The sequence below is a fragment of the Citrobacter sp. Cf087 genome (genome assembly GCF_030334285.1).
Taxonomy (GTDB): Bacteria; Pseudomonadota; Gammaproteobacteria; order Enterobacterales; family Enterobacteriaceae; genus Citrobacter; species Citrobacter freundii.
In genome coordinates this window covers 737,770-752,984 of sequence record NZ_JAOWED010000022.1, presented here as the reverse complement: position 1 = coordinate 752,984, position 15,215 = coordinate 737,770, and the positions used below count along the sequence as shown (strand labels likewise).

Here is a 15,215-nt window from a genome sequence, read left to right as displayed (position 1 = left end):
ATCAACATCTTTCGTACGTAAAATTTATATTTACCAGTTCCACAGCGTGCCATCTTCCAGGCGAGCAACAGGCAGATATGCAGGGTCATACGGATATTTCGCCGCCAGTTTTTCGTCAAACTCGATCCCAAGGCCGGGTTTGTCTCCTGGGTGCATATAGCCGTTATCAAAGGTCCAGTTATGTGGGAACACTTCCAGCATCTGCTCGGAATAGCCCATATATTCCTGTACGCCGAAGTTCGGCACCCACAGATCAAAATGCAGCGCGGCGGCCATGCACACAGGCGATAGATCGGAAGGTCCATGTGAACCGGTACGTACCTGATACAGCGACGCGAAATCAGCAATCCGGCGCATACCGGTGATCCCCCCCGCATGGGTGATGGTGGTGCGGATATAGTCGATCAATTGTTCTTCGATCAGCTGTTTGCAGTCCCAGATGCTATTGAACACTTCCCCTACCGCAATCGGCGTGACGGTATGCTGGCGGATCAGGCGGAAGCACTCCTGGTTTTCAGCAGGGGTTGGGTCTTCCATCCAGAACAGACGATATTGCTCAATGCTTTTGCCAAAACGGGCCGCTTCAATTGGCGTCAGACGGTGATGCATGTCGTGCAGGAGATGTTCGTTGAAACCGAATTTATCGCGCACGGCTTCAAACAGTTTTGGCGTGAAATCGAGATATTTCTCCGTTGACCATAACTGTTCTTCCGGCCATTGCCCTTTAGTGGCAGGTTCATAGGCCAGTCCTTTGCCTTTAGACATACCGTAAGTGGTTTTCATGCCCGGTACGCCACACTGCACGCGAATCGCTTTAAAACCCATTTCTTTATGACGCGCATAATCTTCCAGTACGTCATCAACGGTATGGCCTGTGGTGTGGCAGTAGACCATAACCCCTTCACGAGAAGCACCGCCGAGTAACTGGTACAACGGCATATTGGCTGCTTTCGCTTTGATGTCCCACAATGCCATATCCACTGCGGAAATCGCCGACATGGTGACCGGCCCACGACGCCAGTACGCGCCTTTGTAGAAAAACTGCCAGATATCCTCAATACGATGCGCATCGCGACCAATAAGCTGCGGACACACATGATCTTTCAGATACGACGCCACGGACAGCTCGCGTCCATTTAACGTGGCATCTCCCAGCCCGGTGATCCCATCTTCTGTCGTAATTTTCAACGTCACAAAATTACGCCCAGGACAGGTAACAAAAACATCAGCCCCAACAATCTTCATTTCTTATTCCCTACATCTGTTCTTGTGATGCAGGAAATTTACTCAACTGAGCTACTACCATACAAGTATAAAGATCAAAAAAGCACTGCTTGATCACAAAAAAAGGCGCTATGCGCGCCCCCATCCAGCCACAATGATCAACATGCCGCACAACGCCACCAGCGCGCCAGACCAGTCATACAAACTGAGTTTTACACCATCGACAATGCGTAGCCATAACAGCGCGGTCACCACGTAAACACCGCCATAGGCTGCGTATACACGCCCGCTGGCTGCCGGATGCAGTGTCAGCAACCAGACGAATAAAGCCAGTGACACCCCCGCGGGTATCAGTAACCAGGCTGTAGCCCCGCGCTTAAGCCAAAGCCAGGGTAAAAAGCAGCCAATGATTTCGCATAACGCGGTGACGAAAAAAAGAAATGTGGTCTTAAGCATTGATGTTATTCAGTTACCTTCGGTTTAACTATGATACGACAGAATCTCGTTAGCGTATCCATATCCACCGGGTGGGTATGCCCGCAAACCGGAATAGTGTAGAATTTAACCCTGTTTTATCGTTTTTACCCTTTCCCATAAAAGGAATTCGCCATGAAAATTACACTGACCAAACGCCTGTGCCTGACGGCTATGCTGACGCTGGCTGCGGCTGTGTACACCTCTTCCGCATTTGCTGAAACCAGTAAACTGGTCATTGAATCCGGGGACAGTGCGCAAAGTCGTCAACAAGCAGCAATGGAAAAGGAACAATGGAACGATACGCGTCAGCTTCGCCAGAAAGTCAACAAACGTGCAGAGAAAGAGTGGGACAAAGCCGATACAGCCTTTGATAGCCGTGATAAATGCGAACAGAGCGCTAATATTAATGCGTACTGGGAACCTAACACATTGCGCTGCCTTGACCGCCGTACTGGCCGCACCGTTGCCCCATAATCATTGCACTTTGAAGGATATTGAAAGGATACGATATGACTAGCGCCCTCAGTGTTAAGTTGCGCCCGCTGGAGCGTGAAGATTTACGATTCGTCCATCAGCTTGATAATAACGCCAGCGTAATGCGTTACTGGTTTGAAGAACCTTACGAAGCGTTTGTTGAGCTGTCAGACCTGTATGACAAACACATTCACGACCAAAGCGAACGTCGCTTTGTGGTGGAATGCGACGGTGAAAAAGCCGGACTCGTGGAACTGGTTGAAATTAACCATGTGCACCGACGGGCGGAATTCCAGATCATTATTTCCCCTGATTATCAGGGCAAAGGTCTGGCTTCCCGGGCTGCTAAGCTGGCGATGGATTACGGCTTTACCGTACTCAATTTATATAAGCTGTATCTGATCGTTGATAAAGAGAACGAAAAAGCTATCCACATCTACCGTAAACTTGGCTTTATGGTCGAAGGCGAGCTGATTCATGAATTCTTTATCAACGGCCAATACCGCAACACTATCCGTATGTGTATCTTCCAGCAGCAGTATCTGGCAGAACATAAAACGTCAGGTCCAAACCTGCTGCAACCTACAGCTCAATAAAGCCTGACTAATAGTACGCGATGGTGTTTTCAATTGAGTAATGGTGTTCAACTGCCGGCTTCACGCTCTCGTCAACGATAACGAGCTGGCAGTTGACCGGATTTGCGTATTCATCGTATTTGCACGTTTGTTTGACGTTGCCTACCGGATGATTGTTGAGCAGGCTCACCGCGGTGTAATCCAGCTTCTTCAACGGGTCGACCGACGGTTTGGCATCAACCTGTAAGGTATTGTCCTTATTAACGGTTGTTTTACCCAGCGGGTAGCCTTCCGCATCATATCTATATTGCACCTTCATCTCTTTCCCCGTGGCAGAAACGACAAAACCGTTATCGTCGGTATCCCACACCACTCCTGCCGCAGGCAGTTCCGCCAGTTGGCATTTGCCCTGTAAACGGATCCGTTTTTCCAGCGTTTCGGCATCCCGGTAGTAGTTTGCATCCAGGACCAGCGCCATACCGGTATTGTTTTCAATATCGTGCAGTTCAAGCGTATCGAAACACCCTTCCTGTGACAGCGTACCAACGACACGCTTAGTGACCTCACCTTTATCATTGAGCAGCGTCTGGCTGAAATCTTTCACCGGCCCACGCAGCGGGTCGAAATCAAATTCATTGGAAAAACTGGCCATTTCCGGCGTAAAGGAAACCAGCCCTTTGGCGTTATCACAGCCAACCAGCACGACGCACAGGAAACCTAACAGGGTCTGTTTCTTCACATTTTTCACCGGGATAAGAAGATAATTCTCAATCATATTAGCAAATACAGTTATTTACACCAGAAATGCTAATCTTAGTTTAAGTCGATCATAAAGGAGCTGATGATGAAATACATACCAGGAATTGCCGCGATCATGTTGGTAGTCGCTTCCCCGCAGGTTCTGGCGGCACCCGCGTCATGCGAACGCGTAAAAAGCGATATCGAACAACGCATCATCAATAATGGTGTAGCTGAATCCAGCTTCACGCTGAATATAGTCCCCAACGATCAGGCCGATCAACCTGACTCACTGGTAGTCGGACATTGTGCAAATGATACGCACAAAATTCTCTATACCCGGACCAACAGCGGCAACGCCCCCGCCAATAGCACATCTGCACAAGACGGACACGTCGTCGAACCGCAATAAATCTCACCCTCCGTGCGCGGAGGGTTACTCCAGTTTGATATGCATTAAGATGACATACTCATAAATGGGTAAACTCACTCCATTATTAGCATGCTATTAATTTCGCTGTAGAGATTAATATATAGCGATAACTATAATGGAGTGAGTTATGTCTGATACTGAGCAATATGGAGGCATCAGCCGCAGGACGTTAGTGAAATCCTCGGCTATCGGTTCGCTGGCGCTTGCCGCAGGCGGGCTGTCATTACCTTTTGGAATGCGCACCGCCGCCGCTGCGGTACAACAGGCGATACAACCGGCTGAAGAGAAAGTGGTTTGGGGCGCGTGTTCCGTAAACTGCGGCAGCCGTTGTGCCCTGCAACTCCACGTCAAAGATGACGAAGTCGTATGGGTGGAGTCCGATACGACCGGAGACGATCTTTATGGTCAGCACCAGGTTCGTGCCTGTCTGCGTGGGCGTTCAATCCGCCGACGGATCAATCATCCGGATCGCCTGAATTATCCGATGAAGCGCGTAGGCAAACGTGGTGAGGGAAAATTCGAACGTATAACCTGGCAGGAAGCGCTGGATACCATCAGTGACAGTTTAAAAAATACCGTGGAGAAATACGGTAATGAAGCCGTTTATATTAATTACACCTCAGGCATTGTAGGCGGCAACATTACGCGCTCCTCTCCTTATGCCTCGCTGGTCGCTCGCCTGATGAACTGCTATGGCGGATTTCTGAGTCATTACGGCACTTACAGCACCGCACAAATCGCGGCAGCAATGCCCTATACCTACGGCTCAAATGACGGCAACAGCACATCCGACATCGAAAACACGAAACTGGTAGTAATGTTTGGCAATAATCCTGCCGAAACGCGCATGAGCGGCGGCGGAATAACGTACTTCCTTGAACAGGCCCGGGAGCGATCTAATGCCCGGATGATCGTCATTGATCCGCGCTATACCGATACCGCTGCGGGTCGTGAAGATGAGTGGATCCCTATCCGTCCGGGAACCGATGCCGCACTCGTGGCGGGACTTGCCTGGGTTATGATTAACGAAAATCTTGTCGACCAGGCGTTCCTCGACACATATTGCATCGGTTATGACGAGAAAACCCTACCCGCCGACGCCCCCGCTAACGGACATTACAAGGCCTATATACTTGGCAACGGCGATGATGGTATCACTAAAACGCCCCAATGGGCCTCGCATGTCACCGGGATCCCCGCCGATCGCATTATCAAACTGGCTCGGGAAATCGGCAGCACAAAACCGGCATATATTTGTCAGGGTTGGGGTCCGCAACGTCAGGCTAACGGCGAACTGACCTCACGGGCGATCGCGATGTTGCCTATCCTGACCGGCAACGTTGGCATCAACGGCGGCAATAGCGGTGCTCGAGAATCAACCTACACCATCACGATTGAACGCATGCCGCTGCCGGAGAATCCCATCAAGACCCAGATATCCTGCTTTAGCTGGACCGACGCCATCGCTCGTGGCCCGGAAATGACCGCAACCCGCGATGGCGTGCGCGGGAAAGATAAGCTCGATGTACCGATTAAATTTATCTGGAACTACGCGGGCAACACCATTACTAATCAGCACTCAGATATCAATAAAACGCATGAGATCCTTCAGGATGACACGAAATGCGAAATGATAGTGGTCATCGAAAACTTCATGACATCCTCGGCCAAATATGCCGATATTCTGCTGCCGGACTTAATGACCGTCGAACAGGAAGACATTATTCCTAACGACTATGCGGGCAACATGGGGTACCTCATTTTTATTCAACCCGCGACGTCACCGAAGTTCGAGCGTAAACCGATCTACTGGATAATGAGCGAAGTCGCCAAACGCCTTGGCAATGATATTTATCAACGCTTTACGGAAGGCCGTACTCAGGAACAGTGGCTCCAGTATTTGTATGCAAAAATGCTGGCCAAAGACCCCACGCTACCTTCCTATGACGAGCTGAAAAAAATGGGGATCTATAAACGTAAAGACCCTAACGGGCATTTTGTCGCGTATAAAAAATTCCGCGACGATCCGCAGGCCAATCCGCTCAAAACACCGTCCGGAAAGATTGAAATTTATTCCAGTCGACTGGCGAAAATAGCCAACACCTGGGAGTTGCAAAAGGACGAAGTAATTAGCCCGCTTCCCGTCTACGCCTCTACGTTTGAAGGGTGGGATGATCCGAAACGCAGCGCATTTCCGCTGCAGTTGTTTGGCTTCCATTACAAATCCCGTACGCACTCCAGCTACGGCAATATCGATGTTCTGCAGGCGTCCTGCCGTCAGGAAGTGTGGATCAATCCTGTCGATGCCCAAAAGCGTGGTATTGCAAATGGCGATTTGGTGCGGGTCTTTAACGACCGCGGTGAAGTACGTATTGCAGCCAAAGTGACGCCGCGGATCCTGCCCGGCGTCAGCGCAATGGGCCAGGGTGCATGGCACGATGCCGATATGACCGGCGACAAAATTGATCATGGCGCCTGCGTCAATACGCTGACAACACAGCGCCCTTCACCGCTGGCAAAAGGCAACCCACAGCACACTAATCTGGTCGAGATCGAGAAGGTTTAAGGACTAACCCATGACAACTCAGTATGGATTTTTTATTGATTCCAGTCGTTGCACCGGATGCAAAACCTGCGAACTGGCCTGCAAAGACTACAAGGATCTCACCCCCGACGTCAGTTTCCGCCGGATTTACGAATACGCCGGAGGTGACTGGCAGGAAGACAACGGCGTCTGGCGACAGAACGTTTTCGCCTACTACCTCTCCATTGCCTGTAACCACTGTGAAGATCCGGCCTGTACCAAGGTTTGCCCCAGCGGGGCTATGCATAAACGTGATGATGGTTTTGTGGTCGTTGATGAAGATGTGTGTATTGGCTGTCGTTACTGCCACATGGCCTGTCCGTACGGCGCACCGCAGTACAATGCCGCCAAAGGGCATATGACCAAGTGCGATGGCTGTCATGACCGCGTGGCAGACGGCAAAAAGCCTGTCTGCGTCGAGTCCTGTCCGCTGCGTGCGCTGGACTTCGGTCCCATTGATGAGCTGCGCAAAAAACATGGTGATCTGGCAGCCGTCGCCCCGCTGCCGGGTGCGCACTTCACCAGACCGAGTATTGTGATCAAACCAAACGCCAATTGCCGCCCGACCGGGGATACCACGGGTTTTCTGGCTAATCCAAAGGAGGTGTAAAATGGGAAATGGATGGCATGAATGGCCGCTGGTACTGTTCACGGTGCTGGGCCAGTGCGTAGCCGGGGCGCTGATCGTAAGTGGCTACGGCTGGCTAACCACTAAAGACGATGCGGTAAAGCAGCGTATTGTGCGCAGCATGTTTTTTCTGTGGCTGGTGATGGGCATCGCCTTTCTCGCCTCAGTCATGCATTTAGGTTCGCCGCTGCGCGCGTTTAACTCGCTGAACCGAATTGGCGCATCGGCGCTGAGTAACGAAATTGCCAGCGGTTCGCTGTTTTTCGCCGTCGGTGGGCTGTGGTGGCTGGCGGCGTTTCTCGGTAAAATGCCCGCAACGTTAGGTAAAATCTGGCTGCTGTTGAGCATGTTGCTGGGCCTGGTATTTGTCTATGCGATGACCAACGTCTACCAGATAGACACCGTCCCAACCTGGTATAACGACTATACTACACTGGCGTTTTTCATGACGATGCTGCTGAGCGGGCCGCTGTTTGCCGCCCTGCTGCTGCGGGCTGCGGGTGTTTCCTGCAGCCCTGCCAGATTCGCCGGCATCAGCGCGCTGGCCCTACTGGTGACCGTGGCTGTTGTTGTGCTGCAGGGACTGTCGCTCAGCGAAATCCACAGTTCGGTACAAAACGCCGGCGCGCTGGTGCCCGACTACGCAAGCCTGCAGGTCTGGCGCATCCTCCTGCTGGTTGCGGGGCTGGGCTGCTGGATATGCCCGCTTGTCCGTCGCAAAGAACCGTCCGTCGGCGGACTGGCGCTGGGCTTAGTGTGCGTCCTCGCCGGTGAAATCATTGGCCGCGGCTTGTTTTACGGTTTACATATGACAGTCGGAATGGCTGTCGCAGGTTAATTTTCGGGTGCGGGGCAACCCGCACTGTTCAGGATTGTTTGCATGACCCATTTTTCACAACGTGACAACTTTTCCACCGCAGCGCGTGTGCTCGGCGCGCTGTTTTACTATGCCCCAGACAGTGCCGAAGCTTCGGCACTGGTCAGTGCGTTAAGCAACGATGGTTGGCAGGCGCAGTGGCCGCTTGAAAAGACAACGCTTTCGCCGTTAGTTGCACAGTTTCAGGCTGAGGCCGATGAGTCTCTCCCGCAGGCCTGGCAACGTCTGTTTGTTGGCCCTTATGCGCTCCCTTCTCCGCCCTGGGGATCCGTCTGGCTGGATCGTGAAAACGTGTTGTTTGGCGACTCCACGCTGGCTCTGCGTCAGTGGATGCGTGACAACGGTATCCAGTTTGCTATGCAGCAAAATGAGCCAGAAGATCACTTTGGTTCACTACTGTTGCTGACGGCCTGGCTTGCTGAGAACGAACGCCACACCGAGTGCGAACAGCTGCTGGCCTGGCATCTGTTCCCATGGTCATCGCGCTTCCTTAATGTATTTATCGAAAAAGCCGATCACCCGTTCTACCAGGCGCTGGGTGAGCTGGCGCGTCTGACGCTGGCACAGTGGCAATCACAGTTACTGATCCCGGTAGCCGATAAGCCTTTGTTTCGTTAATTTCGTCACAGGCAGGATGCATACTGCCTGTGGTGCATCCTGTTGCGCACGCTGAGCTTTTGCTTCTGTTGTCAAATAGCCGCAAAATAAAACGTCTGAAACTTCCTCTCTGGCCACACATGCATCATTTACATGCTTATCCTGACCTGCGCGCCATGTTCCGCCGTCTGCTGATCGCCGCGTTGATTGGCGTCCTTGCTGCGCTGGCCGTCGCAGGATTTCGTCATGCCATGCTGCTTCTCGAATGGTTGTTTCTGAGCAATAACACGGGGAGTCTGGTCAACGCTGCGACAAACCTTTCGCCTTTAAGGCGTATGCTGACACCTGCACTCGGCGGTCTGGCGGCTGGATTACTACTGTGGGGCTGGCAAAAATTTAACCGTTTACGCCCACAGGCTCCCACTGATTATATGGAAGCTCTACAAACCGACGGACAATTTGACGTCAGTGCAAGCCTGGTGAAATCGCTGGCCTCGTTACTGGTTGTCGCCAGCGGGAGCGCTATCGGACGCGAAGGTGCCATGATTTTACTGGCGGCGCTGGCGGCTTCCTGCTTTGCTCAACGCTTTACCCCACGTACAGAATGGAAGTTATGGATTGCCTGCGGCGCCGCAGCGGGTATGGCCGGAGCCTATCATGCCCCGCTGGCGGGCAGTTTATTTATTGCCGAAGTGTTGTTTGGCACGCTGATCCTCGCATCACTGGGACCGGTAGTGGTGTCCGCCGTAGTCGCATTACTCACCACCAATCTGCTTAGCGACAACAATGCGCTGCTGTATACCGTTCACCTGTCTCGGGAATTGCATACTCTGGAATACGTTATGATTGTCAGCACCGGTCTGGCTGCTGGCTTCTGCGGACCGCTCTTCATGTGGCTGATGACCACCAGCCATAATGGTTTTTTGCGCTTAAAACTCTCGCCGCCGTGGCAACTGGCGCTTGGTGGGTTGATCGTTGGCCTGCTTTCATTGCTCACGCCTGCAGTCTGGGGTAATGGCTACAGCGTGGTGCAGTCATATTTACTTTCGCCACCGCTGCTGGCCGTAGTTAGCGGGATTTTTATCTGCAAATTACTGGCGGTGCTTGCCAGCAGTGGATCCGGTGCGCCAGGTGGCGTGTTTACGCCAACGCTGTTTGTCGGCTTGTCGGTGGGCATGCTGCTGGGTCAGGTATGGGGATTATGGCTTCCGGGCTCGGATGAAATTGCTATTTTGCTGGGCTTAACGGGGATGGCCACGCTACTGGCTGCTACCACGCATGCACCAATAATGTCGACCTTGATGGTTTGTGAAATGACCGGGGAGTATCGCCTGCTCCCCGGATTACTGATTGCCTGTGTCCTGGCGTCGGTGCTGTCGCGTACGTTACGCCACGACTCTATCTACCGACAGCACGCTGCCGAGCATTGACAGACGGATGTACTGCGACAGCTCACGCTGCTCTGCACGAGGCAGATAAGGCAGTTCACCGATAAGCGGGGCAGGTAATTTTTTACCCAGCACATCAATGATTTCCGCATAATGCGCCAGCCCCGGGTTGATTCGGTTCGCGACCCAGCCAATCAGCGGCAGTCCGTCGCTGGCAATCGCCTGTGCGGTGAGGATAGCATGATTAATACAGCCTTCCTGGATACCCACAACCATCAGCACCGGCAGTTGTTCCTGCACCACCCATTCCGATAACGGACGCAGATCGTTCATCAAGCTACGCCAGCCTCCGGTGCCTTCCACGACAACGTGATCGACTTTTTCGCTGAGGCTTGCGAGACCGTTGGATAACAGGGTGTAATTGACCGGACCACTATGCGCTACGCTACTTTCGTCTTCGCTGAGCGCAATCGGGTTGACCGCTTCGTAAGGCAGTTCGATAGTGGACACGCTTTGCAGCACCAGCGCATCTTTGTTGCGCAGACCTTCGGGCGTCTCTTTGCTACCTTTGGCTACAGGTTTGTAACCCGCAACGCTTTTACCCCCTGACGCTAACGCTTGTAGTAATGCGCGGGAAACCACGGTCTTCCCAACAGAAGTGTCTGTACCTGTAATAAAGAAACGCTTCAGCATCACTAACTCCACCGTTATGCTTTGAAAATATAAGTCAGGAAAATAAAACAGTGGAGAAAGTCTAAGGTATGACGACCAGGATCAGCTTGAGATAGCGCAATTTTTCGTACGACAGTTAAAAAATGTTAACCCTGTAATAGACGAATCAACAAAGAACCGTTATACATCGCGTCCTTAACGAGCGCCGCCCCCGCCATCGTCCCCTGATTGGTAAACTGCGTACTTTCAACGACTATATGCTGACTGTAAGCCGGAAGTGCCTGCTGACGAATGCTGTCAGCGATGGTGGGGAACAAGATATCTGCCGCTTTACTGAGCGGAGACCCAATCAATATCTTTTGCGGGTTGAACAAATTCACCATGATGGCAAGAATTCTGCCGACGTGGGTCCCGACGCCGCTAATGATATCTTTCGCCAATAAATCACCCTGCATTGCCGCCAGACACAGTGCGTCTACCGTCAGCGGTTGCCCGTGTAAAGAAGAACTCATTGACTGCTTCAAGCGCACCTGCGCCAGTTCGAGCACGCTGTCGACGCTGGCGATCGTTTCCAGACAACCATGGTTACCGCAGTAGCAGCGTTTACCGTACGGATCCACCTGCGTATGGCCAATTTCCACCAGGCTACTGCTGCCTGCATGCAGTAAATGACCGTCAGTGATCACCCCGGCACCCACGTTATGATCGATCACCACCTGAATGACGTCACGCGCACCACGCGATGCGCCGAAAAGCGCCTCAGCCATGGTCCAGGCGCTAATATCATGCTGAATATAGACCGGTACGCCAGTATGGTTCTCAAGCGCCTGGCCCAGCGGCATCTCTTTGACATCTTCGTAAAATGGCATGCGATGCACGATACCGTTTTCAGTATCAATAATGCCGGGTAAGGTGATGGCGATGGAGGTTAAGCGTTCCAGCTTTTGTTGATGGCGGATGAAAAACTGGTCGACCTGGGTAATAACACGTTCCAGAAGCGGTGTTTCACTGACCAGCTCCATTTCAAGACAATCTTCTACCACCAGTTTGCTGCTCAGATCGCGCAGTGCCAGAAAGATCTCGCCGCGACTGATACGGATGGATAAATAGTGCCAGGCTTCCGTTTCAACAACCAGCCCAACTGCCGGACGCCCGCGGCTGCCCGCTTCCTTGATTTCCAGCTCTTGCACAAGGTGCGCTTCGAGCATTTCGCGGACAATTTTAGTAATACTGGCAGGCGCCAATTGCGCCAGGCGAGAGAGATCAATACGCGATACCGGACCCAGCTGATCAATCAGGCGATAAACCGCGCCAGCATTGGTCTGCTTAATTTGATCGATATGCCCAGGCTGACTATCAGCAACCACCACTTACTCCCTTTATTTTCGCGCTCCGAAATAATCTGCGGGCTATGGTGAAGCACTTCAATGGCTCCCGTCAACTTTTTACTTAGCCTTGTGATTTACTGCACATTTTCACTCATTTTTAAACTAAATTAATCGCCTGAACGGCCGCCAGCAGCTGCTCACGAAAGCGTTGCGCGGCGTGACTTTGCTCATGATGCTTTGGCCACACTAACCACATTTCCGAGACAGCATCTTCTTCCGCTATCGGGATCCAACACATTTCATATAGCTGCACCCGTTTAAAAGAAGCAGGAAGTATAGAAACCCCTAATCCTGCAGCCACCAGCCCGATGATAGTCATCGCTTCGCCAACCTCCTGCGCAATCGTCGGTTTTAGTCCATAGCGACGCATCAGGCCAAGAATATCGTCATACAACCCTGTCCCCACATGGGGGTCAAAAAAGACAAATGGCTCATTCGCCAGCTCGGCCAACGTGACCACAGGTTTTTGCGCCAACGGATGCGCGCGTGGGATCATCGCCATCAGTGGTTCATGCAGAATGATTTCACGCTCCAGCGTTTCCGGAAGCTGCGTATTGCGCAGAAGTCCCAAATCCAGCGTCCCTTCATTGAGCGGGGCAATTTGCTCACGTGTGTTCATTTCGCGGGTTTGCATATGCACTGCCGGGTAGCTTTGACGAAACAGAGATAACGTATCTGAAACGGCTTTGATAAACGGCGCCGACGACGTAAAGCCGATACGCAATTCCCCTGCTTCTCCCAAATGCAAACGCTCAGCCCTGGCGGCGGCTTCATTAACCAGCCCGAGGATCTGCCGACTGTCTGCCAGAAACTGCTTTCCGGCAGAGGTCAGCGCCACGCTACGGTTAGTTCGGGCAAGTAACCGGGCGCCAACCTGCTGTTCAAGGATCTGGATCTGCTGGCTTAGCGGCGGTTGCGAAATGTTTAATCGCGCTGCCGCCCGACCAAAATGCAACTCTTCGGCAACGGCCACAAAGTAACGTAAATGACGCAGTTCGATATTCATATTTTTAAAGTATTATTTGAGATTATTAATATATTAGACAGAATATTGTGATTTTCATACTCTTAAGGCTGGTCCTGTAGACGTAATTGGATGAGCAAGGATTTCAAGTGAGCCGTACAACAACTGTCGATACCGCGCCAACAAGCGATATTGATGAACAGATAGTTACCCCGCCGGATGGTTTTATCAAACGCGGAACATCCCCATTTATGCGCGTCACGCTGGCGCTGTTTTCCGCCGGACTGGCGACTTTTGCCCTCCTCTATTGTGTACAACCCATACTCCCTGTGCTTTCGCACGAGTTTGGTGTCTCTCCTGCCAGCAGTAGTATTTCACTCTCCATTTCAACGGCGATGCTGGCGATAGGGTTACTGTTTACCGGCCCACTTTCAGATGCTATTGGCCGCAAGCCGGTGATGGTTACCGCGCTGCTGCTCGCCTCTTGTTGTACGCTCCTTTCAACAATGATGACCAGCTGGCACGGTATTTTAATCATGCGGGCGCTGATAGGTCTTTCACTGAGCGGAGTCGCGGCGGTAGGGATGACCTATCTGAGTGAAGAGATTCATCCCAGTTTCGTCGCCTTTTCAATGGGCTTGTATATCAGCGGTAACTCGATTGGCGGTATGAGTGGTCGCTTGATCAGCGGCGTGTTTACCGACTTTTTTAACTGGCGTATCGCGCTGGCGGCGATCGGCTGTTTTGCCCTTGCCTCTGCGCTGATGTTCTGGAAAATCCTGCCGGAATCTCGTCATTTCAGACCAACGTCGCTGCGCCCGAAAACGTTGTTTATCAACTTCCGCTTGCACTGGCGCGACAGAGGCTTGCCGCTGCTGTTTGCGGAAGGATTTTTACTGATGGGATCATTTGTCACGCTGTTTAATTACATCGGCTACCGCCTGATGCTCTCTCCGTGGGAACTCAGCCAGGCGGTTGTCGGTCTGTTATCTGTGGCGTATCTGACCGGGACCTGGAGTTCGCCAAAAGCAGGTTCTATGACCACTCGTTATGGCCGTGGCCCGGTAATGCTCTTTTCAACTGGCGTAATGCTGGTTGGACTGTTGATGACCCTGTTCACATCGCTATGGCTGATCTTCGCCGGGATGCTGCTCTTTTCAGCTGGTTTTTTTGCCGCGCACTCCGTAGCAAGCAGCTGGATTGGACCACGGGCAAAACGCGCTAAAGGCCAGGCTTCTTCCCTGTATCTGTTCAGCTATTATCTGGGATCCAGTATTGCCGGTACGCTCGGCGGCGTATTCTGGCACAGCTACGGCTGGAACGGCGTGGGCGGATTTATCGCCCTGATGCTGGTGCTGGCGTTGCTGGTCGGCGCACGTTTGCACCATCGTCTGCACGTATAATCCCCGATGCCCGGATTCCGGGCATCGCCTTTATGAATCAGGCAGTAACGTCTGGGCTCCCATTTGCAGAGCAATAACCGTCCCGTTCATCACTATATGCAGCATGATCGGCATCAACAGGCCGTTGCTTTTCAGTCTGGCGATGATCAAAACCTGCGACACAAGAAACAACATCAGCAACGTACGTAGATCCACATACTGCGTATGCATGATGGCAAAAATGACCGATACCACCACTGACGACAGCCAGGTTTTATTATTGAACCAGTACTGGAACGCGTTGAATAAACAGCCTCTGAAAACAATTTCTTCATAAACTGGCGCAATAAATATCAGAGTCAACGTAGATAACCACAATGCGTAACTACTTAAGGATATTTGGCTGGTCACCCACGCTTCGGTTTGTCTGAGATCCAAAATCAATGGCAGGATAAGCTGAATAAACAGCAGCGCCGCGAACAAAATGGTAAACCACCTGGCGTTGAAAATGCCTTTGCCCAGCCCCTCTCTTTTTCTGAAGAAGAAGTAATACAGCGGAACCAGCACAACAAATTCCAATGCAAACAACAGCGGGAAAAGTAGCCCTTTGGCAAGCAGGCCCTGACTCGCGGGGAAAAACAACGGGGTAAACGTGAGGCCAAACATCAGTAAAAACATTGAAAAGCAGCCAGCTACTGCTTTGGTCCTGGCGATATACAGGTTGTCGGCATCCTGTGACATACAATCTCCTTGCGCTCATCGAAGATAAGTTGATGAATTACTGATACATGATAAAAATTCTCATTATCACTGA

16 protein-coding genes are annotated in these 15,215 nt (G+C 51.9%); 9 read left to right on the top strand and 7 right to left on the bottom strand.

What is annotated here, in order from left to right:
* Positions 1–30 precede the first annotated feature (30 nt).
* The gene (gene rspA, locus OGV57_RS05735; protein ID WP_003032386.1) at positions 31–1,245 is read right to left on the bottom strand and encodes a starvation-sensing protein RspA; all 1,215 of its coding nucleotides are present in this window, start codon (positions 1,243–1,245) and stop codon (positions 31–33) included.
* A 108-nt stretch (positions 1,246–1,353) separates the two neighbouring features.
* Complete coding sequence (locus OGV57_RS05730) at positions 1,354–1,680, bottom strand: YnfA family protein (protein ID WP_044699845.1); 327 nt, start codon at positions 1,678–1,680, stop codon at positions 1,354–1,356.
* Positions 1,681–1,833: 153 nt separating this feature from the next.
* Between OGV57_RS05730 and OGV57_RS05725 the strand changes: the two genes are divergently transcribed.
* Complete coding sequence (locus tag OGV57_RS05725; protein WP_003032382.1) at positions 1,834–2,175, top strand: DUF1283 family protein; 342 nt, start codon at positions 1,834–1,836, stop codon at positions 2,173–2,175.
* Positions 2,176–2,210: 35 nt separating this feature from the next.
* Positions 2,211–2,771, top strand: coding sequence for a spermidine N1-acetyltransferase (gene speG, locus OGV57_RS05720; RefSeq protein WP_003032379.1), 561 nt, complete (start codon positions 2,211–2,213; stop codon positions 2,769–2,771).
* Positions 2,772–2,778: 7 nt separating this feature from the next.
* Here the strand turns inward: speG and OGV57_RS05715 are convergent, their stop codons facing one another.
* A complete protein-coding gene (locus OGV57_RS05715) occupies positions 2,779–3,489 on the bottom strand; it encodes a YnfC family lipoprotein (RefSeq protein ID WP_003843601.1) in 711 nt (236 codons plus the stop codon).
* A gap of 102 nt (positions 3,490–3,591) precedes the next feature.
* Here OGV57_RS05715 and OGV57_RS05710 point away from each other — a divergent pair, with 102 nt between their 5' ends.
* The 6 genes from OGV57_RS05710 to clcB all read left to right on the top strand — a co-directional run bounded on the left by OGV57_RS05710 (position 3,592) and on the right by clcB (position 10,037).
* Positions 3,592–3,900 (top strand): DUF1161 domain-containing protein, encoded by a 309-nt coding sequence (locus tag OGV57_RS05710; protein ID WP_085954018.1) that lies wholly within the window; start codon positions 3,592–3,594, stop codon positions 3,898–3,900.
* A gap of 148 nt (positions 3,901–4,048) precedes the next feature.
* Positions 4,049–6,487, top strand: a complete 2,439-nt coding sequence (gene ynfE / locus OGV57_RS05705; RefSeq protein WP_054528366.1) for a selenate/tellurate reductase subunit YnfE — start codon at positions 4,049–4,051, stop codon at positions 6,485–6,487.
* A 10-nt stretch (positions 6,488–6,497) separates the two neighbouring features.
* Positions 6,498–7,115: a DMSO/selenate family reductase complex B subunit gene (locus tag OGV57_RS05700; protein WP_003843596.1), complete on the top strand. Its 618-nt coding sequence runs from the start codon at positions 6,498–6,500 to the stop codon at positions 7,113–7,115.
* A 1-nt stretch (position 7,116) separates the two neighbouring features.
* On the top strand, positions 7,117–7,971 hold the full coding sequence (locus OGV57_RS05695) for a dimethyl sulfoxide reductase anchor subunit family protein (protein WP_054528365.1): 855 nt from the start codon (positions 7,117–7,119) through the stop codon (positions 7,969–7,971).
* A gap of 42 nt (positions 7,972–8,013) precedes the next feature.
* A complete protein-coding gene (gene dmsD / locus OGV57_RS05690; protein WP_003028918.1) occupies positions 8,014–8,628 on the top strand; it encodes a Tat proofreading chaperone DmsD in 615 nt (204 codons plus the stop codon).
* Positions 8,629–8,747: 119 nt separating this feature from the next.
* The gene (clcB, locus tag OGV57_RS05685; protein ID WP_048241635.1) at positions 8,748–10,037 is read left to right on the top strand and encodes a voltage-gated ClC-type chloride channel ClcB; all 1,290 of its coding nucleotides are present in this window, start codon (positions 8,748–8,750) and stop codon (positions 10,035–10,037) included.
* Here clcB and bioD read toward each other — a convergent pair.
* From bioD to ynfL, 3 genes are all read right to left on the bottom strand, one after another.
* Positions 9,993–10,688 (bottom strand): dethiobiotin synthase, encoded by a 696-nt coding sequence (gene bioD / locus OGV57_RS05680; RefSeq protein ID WP_003028922.1) that lies wholly within the window; start codon positions 10,686–10,688, stop codon positions 9,993–9,995. The two genes, clcB and bioD, sit on opposite strands and share 45 nt — an antisense overlap.
* 125 nt (positions 10,689–10,813) lie before the next feature.
* The gene (mlc, locus tag OGV57_RS05675) at positions 10,814–12,034 is read right to left on the bottom strand and encodes a sugar metabolism global transcriptional regulator Mlc (RefSeq protein ID WP_003028923.1); all 1,221 of its coding nucleotides are present in this window, start codon (positions 12,032–12,034) and stop codon (positions 10,814–10,816) included.
* A 118-nt stretch (positions 12,035–12,152) separates the two neighbouring features.
* Positions 12,153–13,061, bottom strand: a complete 909-nt coding sequence (gene ynfL / locus OGV57_RS05670) for a multidrug efflux transcriptional activator YnfL/SxtR(Kp) (RefSeq protein ID WP_003836337.1) — start codon at positions 13,059–13,061, stop codon at positions 12,153–12,155.
* A 107-nt stretch (positions 13,062–13,168) separates the two neighbouring features.
* Between ynfL and ynfM the strand changes: the two genes are divergently transcribed.
* The gene (gene ynfM / locus OGV57_RS05665; protein WP_003836350.1) at positions 13,169–14,422 is read left to right on the top strand and encodes a multidrug efflux MFS transporter YnfM/SxtP(Kp); all 1,254 of its coding nucleotides are present in this window, start codon (positions 13,169–13,171) and stop codon (positions 14,420–14,422) included.
* Between the two features lie 30 nt (positions 14,423–14,452).
* On the opposite strand, the gene OGV57_RS05660 is transcribed toward ynfM, so the two are convergent.
* Positions 14,453–15,142, bottom strand: coding sequence for a CPBP family intramembrane glutamic endopeptidase (locus tag OGV57_RS05660; protein WP_054528364.1), 690 nt, complete (start codon positions 15,140–15,142; stop codon positions 14,453–14,455).
* Positions 15,143–15,215 lie beyond the last annotated feature (73 nt).